The following is an 18,912-nucleotide window of genomic DNA, read 5'->3' on the forward strand; positions in this document are numbered from 1 at the left end:
ATTATTTTCAGTTATCGATGACAGGCTTTTCTTCAGGCAACATCAGACAGATCAAGGTATTACAATATCATTGGCTGAAGTGGCATACAGGCCGATGAGGGCTCCTGTAAAACCTCCTGCCACATCAGTGGACAAAATATCGCCCGAAACTGTTCCTCCAATATTTTTGAATGGCTGACCTTCAGCAGCAAAACTGAAAGTATAGTCATCCCCCTCTGCTGCCACTCTTAAGCGGATGCCGTTGCCCGGGGCGATCTTTTCACTTCCCAGGATCGTGGACTTTCCATTACCTGTTCTTTCCAGTACCACATAAAGATCATTCCCTTTCCGGGTGATGCCGAATACATAATTGAAAGTCTCCTTTTGATAGCAAACGATCCCTGCAAGATCCTTTTCAGTTTGTGGATCGTACCTGATCTTCACAGTAGCTTCAAAGCTGGCATGCTGTTGCCTGCAAAACAATGTGGAAGTAGGCTCTGTAGCCTTGATGGTCACCGGCAGCGGAGTTATCTTCACTCCTTCCTTCGACGTACTGATAAAATTTTCACGGGCTCCCCTCACTCCGATCCATCTGTAATTGAGTGGAGAAATTGAAAGATCATCCGTGTAGGTAAAGTTGCCATTGGGCAGGAATCCATTTTGGCCTGCCTGATTGGTAACGCCTGCAGGCATTTTTGTTCTGGGCCTAAGGGGCACCAGGCCATTATCGAAAACCGGGAATTCACCACTCCAGTCAACAGGCAGAATAAAGGTTTCCCTTCCGGTATTCACCCTGTTCTTTTCATTTGGTCTAACGGCAAGGAATACACCATAATATTTTCCATCAGGTCCTTCCACCAGGTCTGCATGGCCGGCCCAATCCACTTTATTAGTCCTGTCTCTCGGAAAATAGCGCTGGGTGAGGATCGGATTTCCCGGAGCAGGCTTGAACGGTCCTTTAGGATCATCGCTCACAAAGATCACTTCGCTATGCCAGCCGCCTGTTCCGCCTTCAGCACACATGAGATAATATTTCCCATTCTTTTTATAAAGATGCGGTCCTTCGATCCAGATAGGTTTCTGCGAAATATCCACGCCACCATCCACGATGATCCTGTCTGTTCCTTCTATCACTGCATCTTTTTCGAGGTCATACTCCCACAGCTTGATCACCCTGTGTCCATTGTAGAGTTCCTTACCTCTCGGCGGTGCATCATTATGTACAACATAGGCCTTTCCATTATCATCAAAGAACAATGCAGGATCTATTCCATCGAATTTAAGTTTTATGGGATCACTCCATCCTTTTGCAGGGTCCTGAGTTTTCACCACCATATTTCCGATACCTCCTGCAATCTGGGTAGTGATCATATAGAATGTGTTGTTGTGCGGATTGTATTTGATATCCGGCGCATAGATACCTGCCGAGATCCCGGCTTTCTCCACTTTCAACTGAGAGGGCCTGTCCAGCACATGACCGATCTGTTTCCAGTTCACCAGGTCTTTCGAATGAAAGATAGGAACGCCAGGCACCATGGAAAAGGAAGAGTTGATCAGGTAATAATCATTTCCCTTTCGTGTAATGCTGGGATCCGGGTAACATCCCTGCAGGATCGGACTGTAGAATTCTCCCTCATTCAAAGGATTGTTGCGATAGATCCGGTCATTACCCTGGTAAGTGAATTGTGTGAACACGGGTTGATTGCCTTTACCTGCTGCCTTCTGTGAGAACGCTGGAATACCTGACAGAACGGTCATCAATATCCCAGACATTGTCACCCATGTTCCGGATTTGAGCTTATCGAAGATCTTCTTCATTATTGAATTGCTTATTTATACTTTGTTTATTAGAGGTTGAGGTCTTTATGTTTGGCTCCGCCCAATTGTCAATGAGGATTTTTGTATCCGAGCAAAGCCAGCATCTTGTCTGCATAACGGGCTCCCAGGATCCTGTATCCCTCTGCATTGAAGTGTAAATTATCGGGAGCATCCGGACATCCGTCCGACGGTATGATCGAAGCCGTTGGAATCAGTTGGGGAAGTGTGGCAATGGTTTTGTTCATGCCTGCACACACACCGCCCTGGTCTGCATGAACCAGCTCTCCGGCCAGCAGTGGCAGGCTACCGGGTGGCAGTCCCAGGTCTGTGAGAAGATTGTCGTATACCTTTTTTACTTTCGAAGGCCATAATGTATCGTTTGTATTGGATTCCCCCTGATGCAGCAGGATGCCTTTGATAACACCATCACGCTGCGCCAGTCTGGCCATTTCCACCAAACGTGCATAGGGATTACCGCCATACTCGTTCGCCATATTCTTTAACCAATCCGGGGCAGTAGCTATATAGGAAAGACAGATATCCTTATCGAACAATTCTATCTTACAGCCACCGACAGATACATTGATCACACCAACGCGGATATCAGCAGGCAGGCTGGCCACCAGTTTCCTTCCGAAATAATCAGCCGGGGTGAGGCCGGTATGGCAACGGCATAAAGGGGGCCTGGCAGTATACCATTTTCCCATGGACCTGCCCAGATCAGGACAATCCACTGCCTCCATTACCTGGAAGCGCTCATCCACAGTTGTATCCTGCGGCCCGAACCTGGCATATCCTTCCATGTTCGATTGTCCCAGACATAAATAAATATGGAACTTTTTGTCCTGAGCGTGAGAAACCGTATTAAGCAGAGCAGTAAGAACGAAGAAGCAACACAATGATCTTATCTGGCAAACAAGCAATTCTTTTTTCATAAAGCGTTCATATGGCATTCGGATCAAAAATAAAAAGGTCGTATTCCCTTTGTTGGGAGAAATGGAGAAAACACTAGCACAAATGTTCATCAATGGGATGCACTGTACCTTAACAAACAAATCCCTTGCTCCGGAATGTCAAAAGAAGTGATCCTGTATCAACGGTAGACTGTTCAACCAGTCAGGGCAGAGCGCCGGACATTCAACATTTGTACTATGATTTTTGACATCAAAACCATTATCTCCTTTGCTCTTCAGCTACATTTGTTCAGGAGCAAGTTCTGCTCTATCCCACCAAATCCCGATCTTATGCGCAAGGCAAGCGAGGGCATTTACCCAAAATCATAAGGAGAATGAAAAAGTTCCGTAGAGCATTGGTTACTTTCCTGTCATTATCGCCTTTTGTTCAAACACAGGCCCAGGATGCGATCATTGATCATTTGCCTGCAACCGGTCCGGCGTCAGTAGTCCAAAAGCATATGGAGCAGGCAAAGAATCCCATCATATTTGCAGATGTTCCGGATATGTGCATCATCCGCGTAGATGATACCTACTACATGAGCAGTACCACCATGCATATGAGCCCGGGCGTTCCGGTGATGAGGTCCAAAGACCTGGTGAACTGGACCACAGTTTCCTATGCTTATGATATCCTCGATGATACAGAATCCCTCAACCTTGATAATGGGAATAACAGTTATGGTCGGGGATCCTGGGCCAGCAGTCTTCGTTATCATAATGGCATTTTTTATGTAAGCACTTTTTCAGGCACAACCGGTAAAACCTATATCTACACTACCAGGGATATTGAGAAAGGGCCCTGGAAGAAGATCAGCTTCGCACCTTCACTTCACGACCACTCTCTATATTTTGCTGAAGATGGCAGGACCTTTATGGTGTATGGGAATGGCAGGATCATGATTGCAGAACTGGCCGATGACCTGTCTGGCATCAAAAAGGGAACTACCCCAAGAGTGCTGATCGGGAATGCCAGTGCTCCTGCCGGCAACAATATAGGACTGCAGGCGGAAGGCTCACAATTATTCCGGGTCAATGGTAAATTCTATCTGTTCAATATCTGCTGGCCAAGAGGCGGTATGCGTACGGTAACAATACATCGCGCAGATTCACTGGAAGGTCCCTGGGAAGGGCGGGTGGCGCTGCAGGACCAGGGAGTGGCGCAGGGTGGCCTGATCAGTACACCCGAAGGTAACTGGTATGCCTACCTGTTCAGGGATTATGGAGCAGTAGGACGCATCCCGTATTGGGTGCCTGTTACCTGGGAAAACGACTGGCCGGTGCTGGGCAGAGGTGGCAAAGTCCCTGAACAACTGAACCTGCCCGCCAGCAAAGGGTTGAATCCCGGCATTGTAGAGTCTGATGATTTCAAGCGCAAGAAAGGTGAGCCACTCCTGCCCCTCGCATGGCAATGGAATCATAACCCGGATAATAAGAACTGGTCGCTTACCATTCGCCCCGGATTTCTCCGACTCACTACGGGCAGAACAGACTCTTCCATATCACAGGCACGCAACACACTCACACAGCGCACTTTCGGTCCACAATCTTCAGGAGCTACAGCCATTGATGTATCGAAAATGAAGGATGGCGATTGTGCTGGACTGCTGTTGCTTCAAAAGAAATATGGCTGGGTAGGTGTTAAGATGGAGAATGGTGAAAAGAATATTGTGATGGTAAGTGCAGAATCCGGTTCGCCGGTTGAAATGCAAAGGTTGCCACTGAAGGGGAAAATGATACATCTCAGGGCTGACTGCAATTTCACGAACCTGACAGATAAAGCAAATTTCTATTATAGTTTGGATGGGAAAAGCTGGGTGAAGATCGGAGGCACACTAAAGATGTCGTACAGCATGCCTCATTTCATGGGTTATAGGTTTGGACTGTTCAATTATGCTACACTGTCAGCCGGTGGCTATGCAGACTTTGATTATTTCCGCATCGGCAATTCTTTATAATGTAAGAGACCACTTAGAAATGGTAGTTTCATATAGCAATGAGCCCGATTGTTTCCACATCGGGCATTTTTTCCTATATAACTGTTCCGGATATACGCATTTTCAATTTCAAAGTCAAAAATCATGTTACAACTCCCTCCGGTGATAGCAGGAACCAGTTCACTTGGTAATCTTTATGTAGTGCTGCCTCCTGAAAAGAAGAAAATGATCGTGGCAGCATATCTGGAGGCAGTTGACAGGCCTGCCGTCTTCGATTGTGCAGGGAAATACGGCGCCGGCCTGGCACTGGAAACCCTCGGTCAATGTCTGAAAGAGCTGGGTGTTCCTCCGGAAGATGTAATGATCAGTAATAAGCTCGGATGGATCAGAACGCCGCTTTTATCCGCAGAACCAGGTTTTGAACGCGATGTATGGAAAGACCTCAGGCATGATGCCAGGCAACAGATCGGTTATGATGAAATAATGGAATGTTATGAACAGGGCAATGAATTGCTGGGAGATTATAACGCCAGGATGGTTTCAATACATGATCCGGATGAATACCTTTTTGCTGCAAGAAGTGAACAGGATGCAAATGCGCGGTATAGAAACATCCTGGATGGATACCGCGCCCTTGCAGACCTGAAGGAAAAGGGAATGGTGGATTCCATTGGCATAGGTTCAAAAGACTGGAAAACGATACAAAGGATCAGCAGGGATATCACACTGGACTGGGTAATGTTTGCCAATAGCATAACAATTTACAGTCACCCACAAGAATTACTGAACTTTGTGAATGAGCTTTCGGACAAAGGCATTGCAGTGATCAATTCTGCCGTGTTCCATGGAGGCTTCCTAACGGGCAGCGATTACTTCAATTATCAGCGGGTATCCAGAAATAATGAAGCATATCAGGAACTGTTCCTTTGGAGAGACCGTTTTCATGTCATCTGTAAAGAGTTTGGGATCAGTCCTGCTACTGCTGCCATCAGGTTTGCACTCGAAATACCCGGCGTGTGCAGTATCGCACTTAGCAGCAGCTCGCCAGTGCGCACCAGTGAAAACCTGTTGATGGCTGACGCAGTTATCCCCGGGGAATTTTGGGAAGAAATGAAGGCGCGGGGGCTTCTGCCTGCCAGGGATAGCAGCCAGGCATGATCGTTAACCAGCAATCAACACAATAATAGAAAATGAAAATACTCAGTTGTCAGGAACCCGGCAAACTTGAATATGGAACAGCGCCTGACCCAATTCCAGAGGAAGGCAATGTGATCATCAAAGTGAGTAATATCGGCGTTTGCGGAACTGACCTGCACGCTTATGAAGGCACTCAGCCTTATTTCACCTATCCAAGGATCCTCGGCCATGAAATAGCCGGCGAGCTGGTACACACCAATGGCAGTAAGGGTTTCAACGCCGGTGACGCAGTTACCCTGGTGCCATATTTTTCCTGCGGACATTGCATTGCCTGCCGCAGCGGAGCCTTCAACTGCTGTGTATCCATCAAAGTATTTGGTGTACATGTGGATGGTGGGATGCAGGAATACATCTCTGTTCCTGCACACAGTCTGGTAAACGGAGAAGGCTTGTCTTTGCAGGAGCTTGCTCTTGTAGAGCCGCTGGCCATTGGCGCACATGCTGTACAAAAGGCTGGAATCTTTCCCGGGGATACAGCCGTAGTTTGTGGTGCAGGCGCTATTGGCCTCGGTATCATGGAAATGGCCAGGTTGAGTGGAGCCAGGATTATTGCCATCGATGTAAATGAACAAAGGCTTGAGTTCTGCCGAAACAAATTAGCTGTGCCATATACCATTCATACGGGCAGAACCGATGCAGTGGACGCAGTACGTGACATCACAAATGGCGATATGTCTAGCGTGGTATTTGATGCAACCGGTAATCTGCGCGCGATCGAGAACGGCCTGCAATACCTCGCGCACAGCGGGAAATATATTCTTGTAGGACTACAGAAGCAGGCGTTCAGCTTCTCACATCCCGAGTTCCACAAAAGAGAAACAACATTGATGAGTAGCCGAAATGCACTGCGAAAGGATTTTGAAGAAGTTATTACGGCCATTCGCAATAAGAAGATCGATCCTGCATCCTTTATTACGCATACTGTATCATTCGGCGAAGCAGCAGACAGCTTTGGCAGCTGGCTGAAACCTGAAAGCGGGGTGATCAAACCGATGATCCGGTTTGACTGAACGGCGATAGCTTCCGGCCATTTGATTCTATAAAACATTCTCTTCTGAACGGGATCAATTGGCCACGAAACTGTATATGCCACCTTTTTTTGTGGGGAGATCATATTCCATTGTTTCCCTGATCCGGGGAGCAGTGATGGTTGCTTTAGGTGAAACAACCGGCGCAGCTGTTTCCATGATCCGGAAGAAAGGATTATCATTGATGTCTTTCGCCGGAGCGAATGAGAAATTGCCGGCAGGCCTTAGTGTATTGGGAATACGCAGCCGCAGATTACCTCCAAGCGTTGAACGAATGACCAGTTTTTCGATCTTTCCATCTTTCCATTTCAATTGCACAATTTCAAAACCTCCCCAGGCCCGCAATCCCGAGATTGTTCCCGAGGGCCACGCATCCGGTAAGGCCGGCAAGAGATCAACTGCACCATCTGCACACTGCATCAGCATCTCGGATATCCCCGATGTACAACCGAAATTCCCATCTATCTGAAATGGAGGGTGGGCATCGAACAGGTTATTGTAGGTTCCTCCTCCGTCACGATTCACACCTACCGGCGTAAGCTGGCTCCTGATCAGCTGGTAAGCATGATTGCCATCACGCATGCGTGCCCACCAGTTCACTTTCCAGCCCATGCTCCAACCGGTTGAAACATCTGAACGCTGGAGCAGGGTATTCCTGGCGGCGCTGTACAAGGCAGGAGTTCTGAATACAGAGATCTGATTGGAGGGGAAGAGACCATACAGGTGGGAAATATGCCTGTGATGATCATTGGGATCATCGATGTCATCGAGCCACTCCTGCAATTGCCCATGCTGCCCCACCTGCATGGGCGGCAGGCGATCCCTCATCTTTTTGATAGTATCACAGAGAAGTTGATCTTTTTCAAGAATCGCTGCTGCACGGATCACAGTATTGAATACATCGAAGACGATCTGATTATCCATCGTAACACCTGCATCCAGTGAAGAGCCCTGATGCGCTGCAGGTGCATTTTCCGGCGACATACCAGGATTGACAACCAACCAGTGATGCTGAGGATGCTCCACCAGGAAATCCACATAGAATAAAGCGGCATCGCGTAACACAGGGTAAACCGAGGAAAGGAATTTCTTATCGCCGCTATACAGGTAATGTTCCCAGAGATGCTGTATCAACCATCCTCCACCGCCAGTCCATGCACCCCAGAACGCGCCATCAACGGCTCCGGTAGCGCGCCAGATATCAGTATTGTGATGGGCCATCCATCCTCTTGCACCATACATTACTCGCGCTGTTTCGCGTCCTGTAACAGCCAGCTCCCTGATCATACGGAGGAAGGGCTCATGCAATTCCGAAAGATTGGTGCGCTCAGCCGGCCAGTAATTCATCTCAGCATTTATATTGATGGTATACTTGCTGTCCCATGGCGGACGCATCAACTGATTCCAGATCCCCTGCAGGTTGGCAGGCTGGCCGCCAGGCTGCGAAGAAGAGATCAGCAGGTAACGGCCGAACTGATAATAGAGCGCCACAAGATGAGGATCGTTCCCGCTGTTGAAAAGTTTCAATCTTTGATCGGTGGGCAATTTCACTGCATCCGAATAGCCAAGATCCAGTTTCACCCTGTTGAAATAACGTCGATAAGCAGCTATATGCGCCGTCCTGATGGCGTCATAAGATAAAACAGAAGCCTTCTTCAAAGCTGCTGCTGCCTTCTCATTTTCATTCCCACTCAGATCCTGGTAATTGATAAAATTGGATGCGATCGAAATATAGATGGTAGCGGAATTGGCTCCCTGTACTATCAATGCAGAATCATTCGCCAATTGCTTACCTCCCTCCTGTTTCACACGAACAAGTCCTTTGAATTTTATCTTACCTGTTATTCCTTCATGATCGATGGTAGTGCCTGCGATCTCAAGCTCTTTGCCAACCGATACGCGCCGTGTTGCCCTGGGTTGGGGCGTAGTAAAGAAGGCTTTGAAAGACAGGCTGCCAGGTTGAGAGGCAGTCAGTCTCACTACAATAACGGGATGCGCCAATGATGCCAGCACTTCCCTTGTATACAAAACCTCCCCAACTTTGTAGGAAGTTTTGGCTACGGCATTTTCAAGATCCAGGTCCCGATAATAATCTGCGTACGAATCATGCCCTTCAAACACCAGCTGCAAGCTACCTGCAGGCTCAAACATCTGACCATGGGAGCCCCTGCTTATGATAACCTGGTTAGCAAGTTTTTCCGCTTCTTTTTGTTTGCCTTCAAAGATCAGTCTTCTGATCTCCGGCAATGCTGCAAATGCTGCCGGATTATCATTCCTGTAGGGGCTGCCACTCCACACCGTGTGCTCATTCAGTTGGATGGTCTCCCGGGGTATGTTGCCATACACCATGGCTCCCTGCCGGCCATTGCCTACTGGTAATGCATTTTCCCAGGTTTGACCTGCTGGTTGATTGTACCACAATTTCAATCCGGGCTCCTGGGAATACCCTTTTTCATGGAGCAATACCAGGGCAAAACAAAAAAAGCATAGTATGGATCTTGACATCGGGTCCGGAACTTAGGTAAAAGAATTTCATTTAAAAAGTAACGGCGTAAAGGAGAAAAGATTATTCCTCCATACCGGCCATGTATGACCGCCTGGATATTCATTATAAGAATATTTCAGTGAAAGGTCGTCGAATTTCGAAAGCATGTTTTTGCAGTTATTGTAGGCAATATCTTCCTTACCGCCCATCGCGATCCAAAGCAATTTAAGATTGCTTTGGATGCCAGGAAGATTATTCTTGATATAACTGTATTGTGCATCCGAAATACTTTGCTGGGCAGGTAACCAGCCGGAACTGAATACACCCAGGTATCCAAACAGATCTGTGTTCTTTATTCCAGCGTACAGGGTTTGGATCCCTCCCATCGAAAGGCCTGCCAGTGCTCTGTTTGCGGGACCTTTGGCTAAGCGGAAATTATTTTCCACGAAAGGTATCACCGCCAGTTTCAGTTCATTTTCAAAAGCGCGCAGTACCTGCTCTGTAAAGCCGCCACCCATTCCCATATTGCCGTCCATCATTACCACCAGCATTGGCTTTGCCTTCCCTGCTGCGATAAGATTATCCATGATCAGGTCGGTCCTCCCCTGGCTGGCCCAGCCCCGTTCATCCTCTCCGCCACCATGCAAAAGGTATAAGGCGGGGTAAGCATCTGCACTCTTATCATAACCAGGTGGCGTATAGATATAGAAACGGCGCCAGGAATTGGTGACTGCAGAAAAATATCTTTTCATCCGGATATCGCCATGTGGTACATCCCGGACTGCATAATAACTGCCATCACGGAAAGGGATCTCTATTCCACTTGCCATACGGCCCATTCCATAAAATGTTTCACTGGCGGGATCAGCCAATGCTACTCCATCGATGAGTAAGGAATAATAATGAAACCCTTCCCCCATGGAATCGGTAACAACATTCCAGAATCCCTCCGCATCTTTCACCATATCATATTTACGGCCCAGATCTACCTGTACCTGCCGGGCATCGGGGGCTTTAACGCGGAAGACTACCCGATTATCCGGGAATACCTGTGGATAGTTTGCGGAGCGTACGTTGGTAGTGGCCGGAGTGCCGAGTATCGTGTAACCCGGAAAGGAGCTGGCGTCTACCGGTTTGAAAAGGAATTGACTGAACATGAAGAGCCCATTCTTCCAGACCTTGAAATCATGCACACCCGGCTCGATATAATAGATATGGGGCACTTCTTTTTCAAAGAGATAGTCGTGGGTCCTTTTACTGAATGAGATAAGATTGTCTTTATCGCCACAAGAGATCCAGAGTAGTTTGAGCTTTGCCTTAGCTGCTTCCGGATCGGGCAGCAATTGTTGAGGGCTTTTGGTATTGGGAGCGGAGGAAAAACCTCCCACCCAGGCAAATTTGTCAAGGTTTCCAAGGCCAAAGTTCAATGACTGACCGCCTCCCATTGAAAGCCCTGCAATAGCGCGGTGCTCTCTGTCTTGCAGAACCGGGAATTTCTTTTCTATGAACGGCATGAGATCATTCAACAGGTCTTGTTCGAACGTAGCAAAAGCCTGCACTTTATCCTGAGCCATGATATTTCCTGTAGCCCGGTCATCTTTCATGGCCCGGCCATTGGGCATTACTACGATCATTGGCGCCAGTTTACCTTCTGCATAAAGGTTGTCCAAAATGATCTGTGGTTTACCATTGTAAAACCACTCCTTTTCATCGCCACCAATTCCATGCAGGAGATACAGTACAGAATACTTATTCCTGGAAGAAAATCCCGGCGGTGTATATACGAGCGCCTTGCGAACAGTACCTACAGTTTTGGAGCTATAACTGACCGTATCGATCTTTCCATGCGGGATCCCGCTTTTTTCAATATCAAAACCTGCGGGAGCTTCTTTCACAGAAGGCTGAGCAAAAGAATGGAATCGAAACAGAAGGCATACGAATAGGAAGGGTATCCTGTTTTTCATAATAGCAATTATTTCAGTAGGTTCATCAATTAACAATGAAAGGATTGAAGGTCTCCATCTTAACGCCCCTGTCGCGCAATACGATTGTATCTTTAAATGCATGAGTGGTAGTGCCGAAATCCGCCTGGTACTGCAGATACAGCACATCTCTTTTTTCATTTCCCCACATATCGCCTTTCTTTACGAGTTCCCCGGTTCCGGTAATGGTATAGGAAGCAGCGGCAGGATTAGCAATGCTGCATTTTCCCTGGTTGTCGAAGTGCAGGATGAGCTGAAAAGGAACATTCACATTTCCGCGGTTCTTCGCATTCAGGGATACTGACACATCGTTGAGAGAAGTGGTGACCATATTGCAAAGCTCATCTTTTTCTACAAACGGGGCATGGTAGGCCACCGTTGTATCCAGTGCAGTGTTACCTCCTGCTCCTTTTACATTATCGATCCCCCTTCGCAAATAAGTTCCATGGTAGGGATTAATATACTTTACAGCAAAAAGCACATAATCTTTTGGCACTGTAACCCAATCTCCGGGATTCCTCCTGTCGGGATTCGGAAGATTGGTCTTACCACTGAGCACAGAATCTGCATTCGCTACTCCTGTGATGCGCATCGGAATAACGAAAGTATTTTTGATGGAGCGCGGGTCCTGGAAAAAAGCATCTTTCAATTGCACTTCAAGACCGCCCATAAATTTACCTGAGGGGATCAGAATTGTCTGGTCTTTGGTTGAAGGCAATGAGTAATAGCTCTCCGGCATCATCACCACATCCTCGCCGGCAACAGATTCGAACTTCAGATCCTGCGCCAGCGAAGGATCTGCAACAACAGTCAAAGTAATATTCTTCTTATTTTCATAGACGCCCCCCATGGTTGCCATGATCAGGCATTTATGCTGGTTATCCAGTGTATTGTCGTAGATATCCTCTCCCAACACCAGCGTTTTGACAGGTGATTGATAAGGGAAATAAACAGTGGAATATTTATAGTCGGGAAATACAGAATCCTTATTGGAGCATGAATAACAGACCACCAGAAGTATGCAAGACAGCAATATCATTTTTTTCATTTGTCTATTTTTTATGGTTAAACAGCCAGCTTTACCATCCCTTATTTTGTAACAGGTTTAGTTTTAGAACATCATTGTAAGGCAAAGGACCGTAATACATATAGTCAGCATATTGCCTGTTCTCGATATTGCTGATCGTGTATACATTATTGTTAATACTTACTCCTTTGGCCGGTTCCGTAAGGTTCTTTTGCCATCTGCGCAGATCCCAGAACCTGAAGCCTTCGAAACACAGTTCAATCCTTCTTTCGTTATGGATCAGTGTTCTCATATCATCTTTGCTGGTTATGGAAGCAAGATAAGTGTCAGGCTGGGCTATTCCTGCCCTGTTACGGATTGCGGCAATCACCTCCCTGGCGGAATAGCTATGTGCACCTTTACCATCAGGGCCCCAGGCTTCATTGGCAGCTTCTGCATATGCGAGGAACAATTCCGTATACCGGATATAAGGCACGTAATGCCTTTGTGTGTTGGTACTGGCCGGATTGAGATTCACATCTTCTCGAAGCAGCTTGCGCATGTAATAGCCTGTACGGGTGGAAGTGGAAATAGCATTTAGACCATCATCGGAAGTGCCGATCCTGGTATAGATGGTGGCTCCGCCAGGACCCATCTTGCTTCCATTCACTACTATGTACAGCGCGAGGCGTGGATCTCTGTTTGTATAGGGATTGCCGGCATCATAGCCGCTGGATGGATCCGTAACAGGATAACCGTTGATCATGGGAAATGCATCCACCAGGTTCTGTGTTGGATTCACCCGTCCATTCCCGTAGAGGGTTGGAGGATAATTATCCCTTTCCAGATTATTGCCATCTCCCACATTACCTCTCCAAAGCACTTCCCGTGGATTATTGCCTGCCGACAAGCCATTGATCTCACCGGAATTCCGGCTCGCATACCAATACACCCCATTATATGCAATGCCAGACAAGCCGCCGATGAGGTCAAGTACTGCTGCTGCATCATCAGCAGCTTTTACCCAAGTGATGGTTGTTCCCTGAGCGTAGGCAGGACTGGCAGCCAGTAAAGATATTTTTGCACGTATCCCTCTCACAATACGCGTTGTCATGCGCTGTGCATTATAGGCGCCAAATACACGGTTATAATCCGATACTGTTGTTTTGCCCGTATACTTTGATGGTATTTCGTTGGCAGATCCAATATTCACGAAATCAAGAGGCAGAAAACTTTCCGCCATTTCCAGGTCTTTGTAAATCTGCTGAACACATTCTTCAAAGGTATTTCGAGGTACCCTGAATTCAGATTTACTATCCAGTGGTTCCGTGAGAATGGGTACTCCCAGTAACTTATTATCTGTTCCCCAGCCGCCGTGTGCCTGTAATAAATAGTACATGAATAATGCCCTCAGGCCATATGCCTCTCCTTTTACCCTGTCGTTGAACATCTCTTTCGTGTACTCGCCGGTCAGTGCCCAATTCACTTTGTCAGCTTCCGCCAGTATCAAATTCAAATACTGGATGGCAGCAAAAGATCCGGTCCACTGATCCATCGGGTTGTTTATCGATGACCAGTTACCGGTGGCCATCAAACGAAAATTATTGTTGGGGTTGTTAGATACGGCATCATCGGTAGCCACATCGTTGAGAGAATAACTACCAAGCGGTAGCCGTACATATCCATTCAGCAAAAGCCCTTCTGCAAATGCCGCATCATTATAGATATCACTGAGCCCACGATTGTTTTCATCGGCAGGGTTCAATATCTTTTTGCAGCCACAAAAGGCCATGCCCAAAGCAAATATGAAAATATAACTAGCTTTCATAAAATTAAATGTTTCGAGATTACCTAAAATTCACCTTTCACGCCAAAATTGTAGGACCGTGTTTGTGGTATGGAACCAATATTCAGTTCCATGATATCCCTGTTTTTGGCAATGGTAAGCAGATCAAATCCACTAACGTAGATGTTCACCCCTTTTACGAAGGATCCCTTCAGGATCTTTTTTGGCAAAGACCAGGTAAGCTGCACTTTTGAAATATTGAACCGGTCAGTACTGTAGGTCCAGTAATCAGAATTGCGAAAATTGTTTCCGCTGCCAAGTGTGGACAAAGCCGGATAGCTGGCATTGTTCTTTGTTTCTTCCGTCCAGCTGTTCCGCACTACTCCTGAATATTTAGCAGCGCCTGTTACCCAGAAATAATCACCGTTCCTGATAGCGGTTCCGCCAAATGATCCGGTTCCCAGTACAAAAAGAGTGAAGTCTTTCCACTGCGCAGTAATATTCAAACCTCCGGTAAAGGGACTGCCCCAGCGTCCTAACATCACTTCATCCCTTTCGTCAATCACTTTATCTCCATTTTGATCTACATACCTGATATCACCCGGTTTTACAGTACCGAACCTTTGGGTTGCATGCTGATCAATTTCACCCTGGTCTCCAAAAAGGCCCTGGCTTTGCAGTCCGAAAATCGCATCTACCGGTTTACCAGCACGATTGCGGTATGCATCGGTGAATAATTCATCGCGCTTCAGGGCTTTTGTAGTAACATAAGTGCCTGCTGCACCAATGGTGAGTTTGACTGCACCTACCCTTTCATGAAAATTCAAACTGAAATCGAATCCCTGGTAACGGTTTGCCCCAAAGTTGGCATAAGGCACGAAGGATGTTTCAGGATAACCGGTAAAAAAGAAATCGGGATACAGGCTATAGTTCTGCACAGGCATTCCATCTTTTTTGATATGGAACAAACTGGCCATGAAACCGATCTTTCCTTTGTACAATGCACCCTCGATGGTAAGATTGAATTCCTTTCTTTTGGCATAAGTAAGACCCAGATTCTGACCGCGGGAAATGGTGGTGGTGCGGTTGACGAAGGTTCCATCTGCCCAGGAGTAATAAGCAGTGGGAGAATAAACAGCATCATAGAGGTAGTAATTATTGATGCCAAAGTCCAGGTCTGTATTCACAATACCGGCAGAAGCGGTCAGTTTCAGGCGATCCACTACAGAGGACCCTTTCAGAAAACCTTCTTCACTCAGCACCCATCCCAGGCTGGCGGTAGGCGAAAAAGCAACACGTTTGCCAGCTGGCAGCCTGGTGCTGTTCACAGCCGTTCCGCTGAATTCTGCATAATATCTCTGATCGAAATTATACCCCAGGTGCAGGCCCGCATTTGCGTTTGTGCGGTACTGGTAGTCGCCCGTCTGCCTCCTGCGCATGCCATCAGCCAAAAACATTACGGATACATTATGCTTTTCCTGGAATGTATTTTTATAATCGATATGAAAATTGAAATCTATCAGTTGATCACTCCAGGTATTGCTGAGATTCTGTGTACCTGGCTTGGCATCCTTGTTATACATGGTAAGATCCGTGATGGAATCTTTTCCGTTGATCTTATTCCAGGAAGGAACATAAATTGCATAAGTATTATTCACAGATTCATTATACCTGTTTGAATAATCCACACTCACTTCTCCGTGAAAAGACAAACCGCTCAATAAATTCCTGAGATCCACATCAATACCGCTTGTATACTGAAACTGTCTGCTGGTGAAAATATTATAGCCTGCACCATACACATCAGAGATAGGATTGGTGAGAAACTGCTGGGTCCCACCCAGCAAATACTTTCCGTCAATCAAATTCCGGCGGCCACCCGCCAGCGCCTGCGACCCCTTCGATCCTGCTGCTATATAACTGATAGGGATAAGCGGCGCAAAGCGATGTGGCTGTAAACTATCGGCCCTTTGCCAGTAGTTACCCAATGCATTCCTGCTGGTAAAAAAAACGGTAGATACATTTACGTATGTGCTGATGTAATCATTCAATTTAAGATCGATATTACCACGAAGGTTCAACCGGGTAACATGCTCATTTTTCCCTTCACCAAAATTCAGCAGTGAATTCTGGTTATGAAAGCCAGCCAGCGCGTAGAACCTGGCACGTTCAGTACCGCTTGAAAATTCTGCATTGGCAGTATGAACGTTAAAAAATTTGCGCAAATAATCTGAAGAGAAATAATCAATATCAGGATATTGGTACGGGTTTGAGTGTGCGGCATATTTAGCGATAGTGGTGTCTGCATATAAAGCAGGCAATCCGTCGTTTTTCAAAGCCTTGTTGTAATAAGTCATATAATCTGCAGCTCCCAGATAATCAGGATATGATTTCGGCTTGCTCACCTGGGTATTGAGGCGCACATTGATAACCGGAGCTCCTGCCTTACCCCGCTTGGTGGTGATCAACATTACTCCGTTAGCTGCACGGCTACCATACAACACAACAGCATTTGCACCTTTCAGAAAAGTGATCTGTTCAATTTCGTTTGTAGTTATATCGCCAATGGACCGGGGCACTCCATCAATGAGAACGAGGGCTGTGCCTATATTCCACAGATTGGTCCCTCCGGCAAATGCTTCTACGCCTTCAAGAGGATAGGTTCCAAAATGTTTATCGAGATATTGCGGAGGATTCAATATGGAAATGGCGCCAGGAATATCTTTCCTGTTTACAGTCCTGTATGCGATGCGCACCAGTGAATCACTGCCAGGGGTTTGCAGATCTGTTGAGCTGGCAGCAGCCTGTCCCAGGGCTTCCGAACTATTCCCCGCACACAATCCACAGGACAGTATCACGCCAACTAATATATTTTTTTTCATTTAATTCCTTTTAATCTTTATGAACTAACGCAATTAATAGCCGGGGTTCTGGGGAAAGGAGAGATACAGGTTCACATCGTTTATCTTCAATGGCAACCAGTAATTCTTATCCTCGAACTTGCGGGTCACCAACACTGTTTCCCTAATATTTATCGGTTTCCCGTTAACATCACGATCAAAGTCAATGGCAGTTTTTTCCCTGTACTTCAATTGTTCAGCAAGCAGCCACCTGCGCAGGTCGTTGTAACGGAACTCTTCTTCAAATCCAAGTTCCATCGCGCGTTCACGAATGATCTCACTCATGAATTTATCTTTGTCCGCTACAAATCTTGCATCAACCCTTCCTGCACCGCAACGGTCCCTTACTTTGTTGAGGGCCGCTTCAGGAGTGATATAATTCGGTCCTGCATTTGATGCTGAACCATATCCCTGCAATACAGCTTCAGCATACATCAGGTATACATCGGCGAGACGCATATAAGCGAGCTGCATATGGTTATTGGGGAAGTTGTCGATATTGTTGGCTGTCATCGGAGTGAGTTTCCGGAGCAGATACCCTGTGCGTCCTATTGCGGAGTTATCGCGACTGAATCCATTAATGGACAGATTGGCGTAACGGAATTTTTCTTTATCGGCGGGTGCAGACCCTTTGATGATCTGGTCCCTGTCTATAACGATATCGTGGTAAAAGCGCGGATCACGGTTCTCCCAGGGATTGGCAGGATCATAACCTGACAGGGGATCATCTATCGGAAGGCCATTGGCCATGCCATAATTCTGCACAAATCTTGCATTGGGGGAAGCATAGCCTCCGCCGATATTTCCTTCGGCGAATATGGAACTCGGTCCCCACGGACAACCGGTGAACCAGGAGCTGTAAACGGGATTCTGGAAGATAGCCTCAGGATATCCGGGGATGAAACTTCCACCATTGGTATAGAAAAGGTTACTGTATTGACTAAAGTCCGCCAGTTTCACCCAGGTTTCACCATTGTCAACCAACTTCAGCAACTCAGCAAATGCATCTGCCGCTTTCTTGCAATAGTTAACATCAAAACCAGCATTTCCGGTAGTTGAACGATTCATCAGTGGGCTTCCCGCATACAGATAATTCTTGCCGAGATAACCCAGTGCAGCAATTTTGGTAAGACGAAGCTGATTCTTACCCAGCGTTGCCTTACCTGCTTCAGTGTTATCCCAGTTAACCGGTAACAGATCTGCTGCTGTTCTGAAGTCTGCTGCCACGCGGTCTGCCATGGCCTGGTAAGTCAGACGCGGCAGTTCCAGTTTTGCACTGGGCGATAACACCGTATCGATGAATGGAAGTCCACCCCAATAGGTCATCAATTCAAAATGATACCAGCCTCTGAAAAACAATAATTGTCCTTTGATCAGGTCCTTCTCTTCCTGCGTACCGGCAAGTTTGTCCATATTGGCCAATCCTAAATTGGCCTTATGGATCCCATACCAGGAATTCGGCCACAAGCCTTTGCCATGTCCGGTTGTGGGGTCAGAAACATATCGGGGAGCATCCAGCCATGAGATCCATTCACCGGTGGTCCAGGACCAGGAATCACCATTGTCCAGTTGCTCATTCAACCAGGTAACGCCGGTCTTGTGAATGATCTCATCGCCCAGGATCCAGTCACAGGCCCAGGTCTTGCTTGTATATTCAGGGACCAGGGAATAGAGCTCTTCAGTGAAACCCTGGAAATTTGTAAAATTCATGAATGCATCGGTTGGAGATACATCTGCTGCAGGGGCCCTGTCAAGATAACGAGTACAACCAGCCAGCCCCGTTAGTGCCAATAAGATAAAACTGGCAATGATAATATTTGGATACCTTTTCATATAACAGG

11 protein-coding genes are annotated in these 18,912 nt (G+C 46.9%); 3 read left to right on the plus strand and 8 right to left on the minus strand.

The genetic code is table 11. The annotated features are described in order from the left end of the window. Window positions 1-51 precede the first annotated feature (51 nt). Entirely contained in the window at window positions 52-1,797 is a 1,746-nt protein-coding gene (locus FSB84_RS27095) for a glycoside hydrolase family 43 protein (RefSeq protein WP_130544110.1), read from the minus strand. A 68-nt stretch (window positions 1,798-1,865) separates the two neighbouring features. Then, window positions 1,866-2,732, minus strand: coding sequence for a sialate O-acetylesterase (locus tag FSB84_RS27100; RefSeq protein ID WP_130544111.1), 867 nt, complete (start codon window positions 2,730-2,732; stop codon window positions 1,866-1,868). Window positions 2,733-3,085: 353 nt separating this feature from the next. Between FSB84_RS27100 and FSB84_RS27105 the strand changes: the two genes are divergently transcribed. The 3 genes from FSB84_RS27105 (at window position 3,086) to FSB84_RS27115 (ending at window position 6,894) form a co-directional block, all read left to right on the plus strand. Beyond that, the gene (locus tag FSB84_RS27105; protein WP_225979898.1) at window positions 3,086-4,708 is read left to right on the plus strand and encodes a glycoside hydrolase family 43 protein; all 1,623 of its coding nucleotides are present in this window, start codon (window positions 3,086-3,088) and stop codon (window positions 4,706-4,708) included. Window positions 4,709-4,831: 123 nt separating this feature from the next. Next, window positions 4,832-5,845, plus strand: coding sequence for an aldo/keto reductase (locus FSB84_RS27110; protein WP_130544112.1), 1,014 nt, complete (start codon window positions 4,832-4,834; stop codon window positions 5,843-5,845). 32 nt (window positions 5,846-5,877) lie between these two features. After that, window positions 5,878-6,894 carry a zinc-binding alcohol dehydrogenase family protein gene (locus FSB84_RS27115; RefSeq protein ID WP_130544113.1) on the plus strand — a complete coding sequence of 339 codons (1,017 nt, stop codon included), beginning with the start codon at window positions 5,878-5,880 and terminating at the stop codon, window positions 6,892-6,894. A 54-nt stretch (window positions 6,895-6,948) separates the two neighbouring features. Here the strand turns inward: FSB84_RS27115 and FSB84_RS27120 are convergent, their stop codons facing one another. Genes FSB84_RS27120 through FSB84_RS27145 form a run of 6 tightly spaced genes read right to left on the minus strand, consistent with a single transcriptional unit; the run spans window position 6,949 to window position 18,904 of the window. After that, window positions 6,949-9,417 (minus strand): glycoside hydrolase family 95 protein, encoded by a 2,469-nt coding sequence (locus tag FSB84_RS27120; RefSeq protein ID WP_130544114.1) that lies wholly within the window; start codon window positions 9,415-9,417, stop codon window positions 6,949-6,951. Between the two features lie 27 nt (window positions 9,418-9,444). After that, the gene (locus FSB84_RS27125; protein ID WP_130544115.1) at window positions 9,445-11,361 is read right to left on the minus strand and encodes an alpha/beta hydrolase-fold protein; all 1,917 of its coding nucleotides are present in this window, start codon (window positions 11,359-11,361) and stop codon (window positions 9,445-9,447) included. A gap of 25 nt (window positions 11,362-11,386) precedes the next feature. Then, window positions 11,387-12,427: a DUF5627 domain-containing protein gene (locus FSB84_RS27130; protein ID WP_130544116.1), complete on the minus strand. Its 1,041-nt coding sequence runs from the start codon at window positions 12,425-12,427 to the stop codon at window positions 11,387-11,389. Window positions 12,428-12,458: 31 nt separating this feature from the next. Continuing rightward, the gene (locus FSB84_RS27135; RefSeq protein WP_130544117.1) at window positions 12,459-14,213 is read right to left on the minus strand and encodes a RagB/SusD family nutrient uptake outer membrane protein; all 1,755 of its coding nucleotides are present in this window, start codon (window positions 14,211-14,213) and stop codon (window positions 12,459-12,461) included. 23 nt (window positions 14,214-14,236) lie between these two features. Then, the gene (locus FSB84_RS27140) at window positions 14,237-17,053 is read right to left on the minus strand and encodes a SusC/RagA family TonB-linked outer membrane protein (protein ID WP_130544118.1); all 2,817 of its coding nucleotides are present in this window, start codon (window positions 17,051-17,053) and stop codon (window positions 14,237-14,239) included. A 33-nt stretch (window positions 17,054-17,086) separates the two neighbouring features. Next, window positions 17,087-18,904, minus strand: a complete 1,818-nt coding sequence (locus FSB84_RS27145; RefSeq protein ID WP_130544119.1) for a RagB/SusD family nutrient uptake outer membrane protein — start codon at window positions 18,902-18,904, stop codon at window positions 17,087-17,089. Window positions 18,905-18,912 lie beyond the last annotated feature (8 nt).

Source organism: Pseudobacter ginsenosidimutans, assembly GCF_007970185.1.
Classification (GTDB): Bacteria; Bacteroidota; Bacteroidia; order Chitinophagales; family Chitinophagaceae; genus Pseudobacter; species Pseudobacter ginsenosidimutans.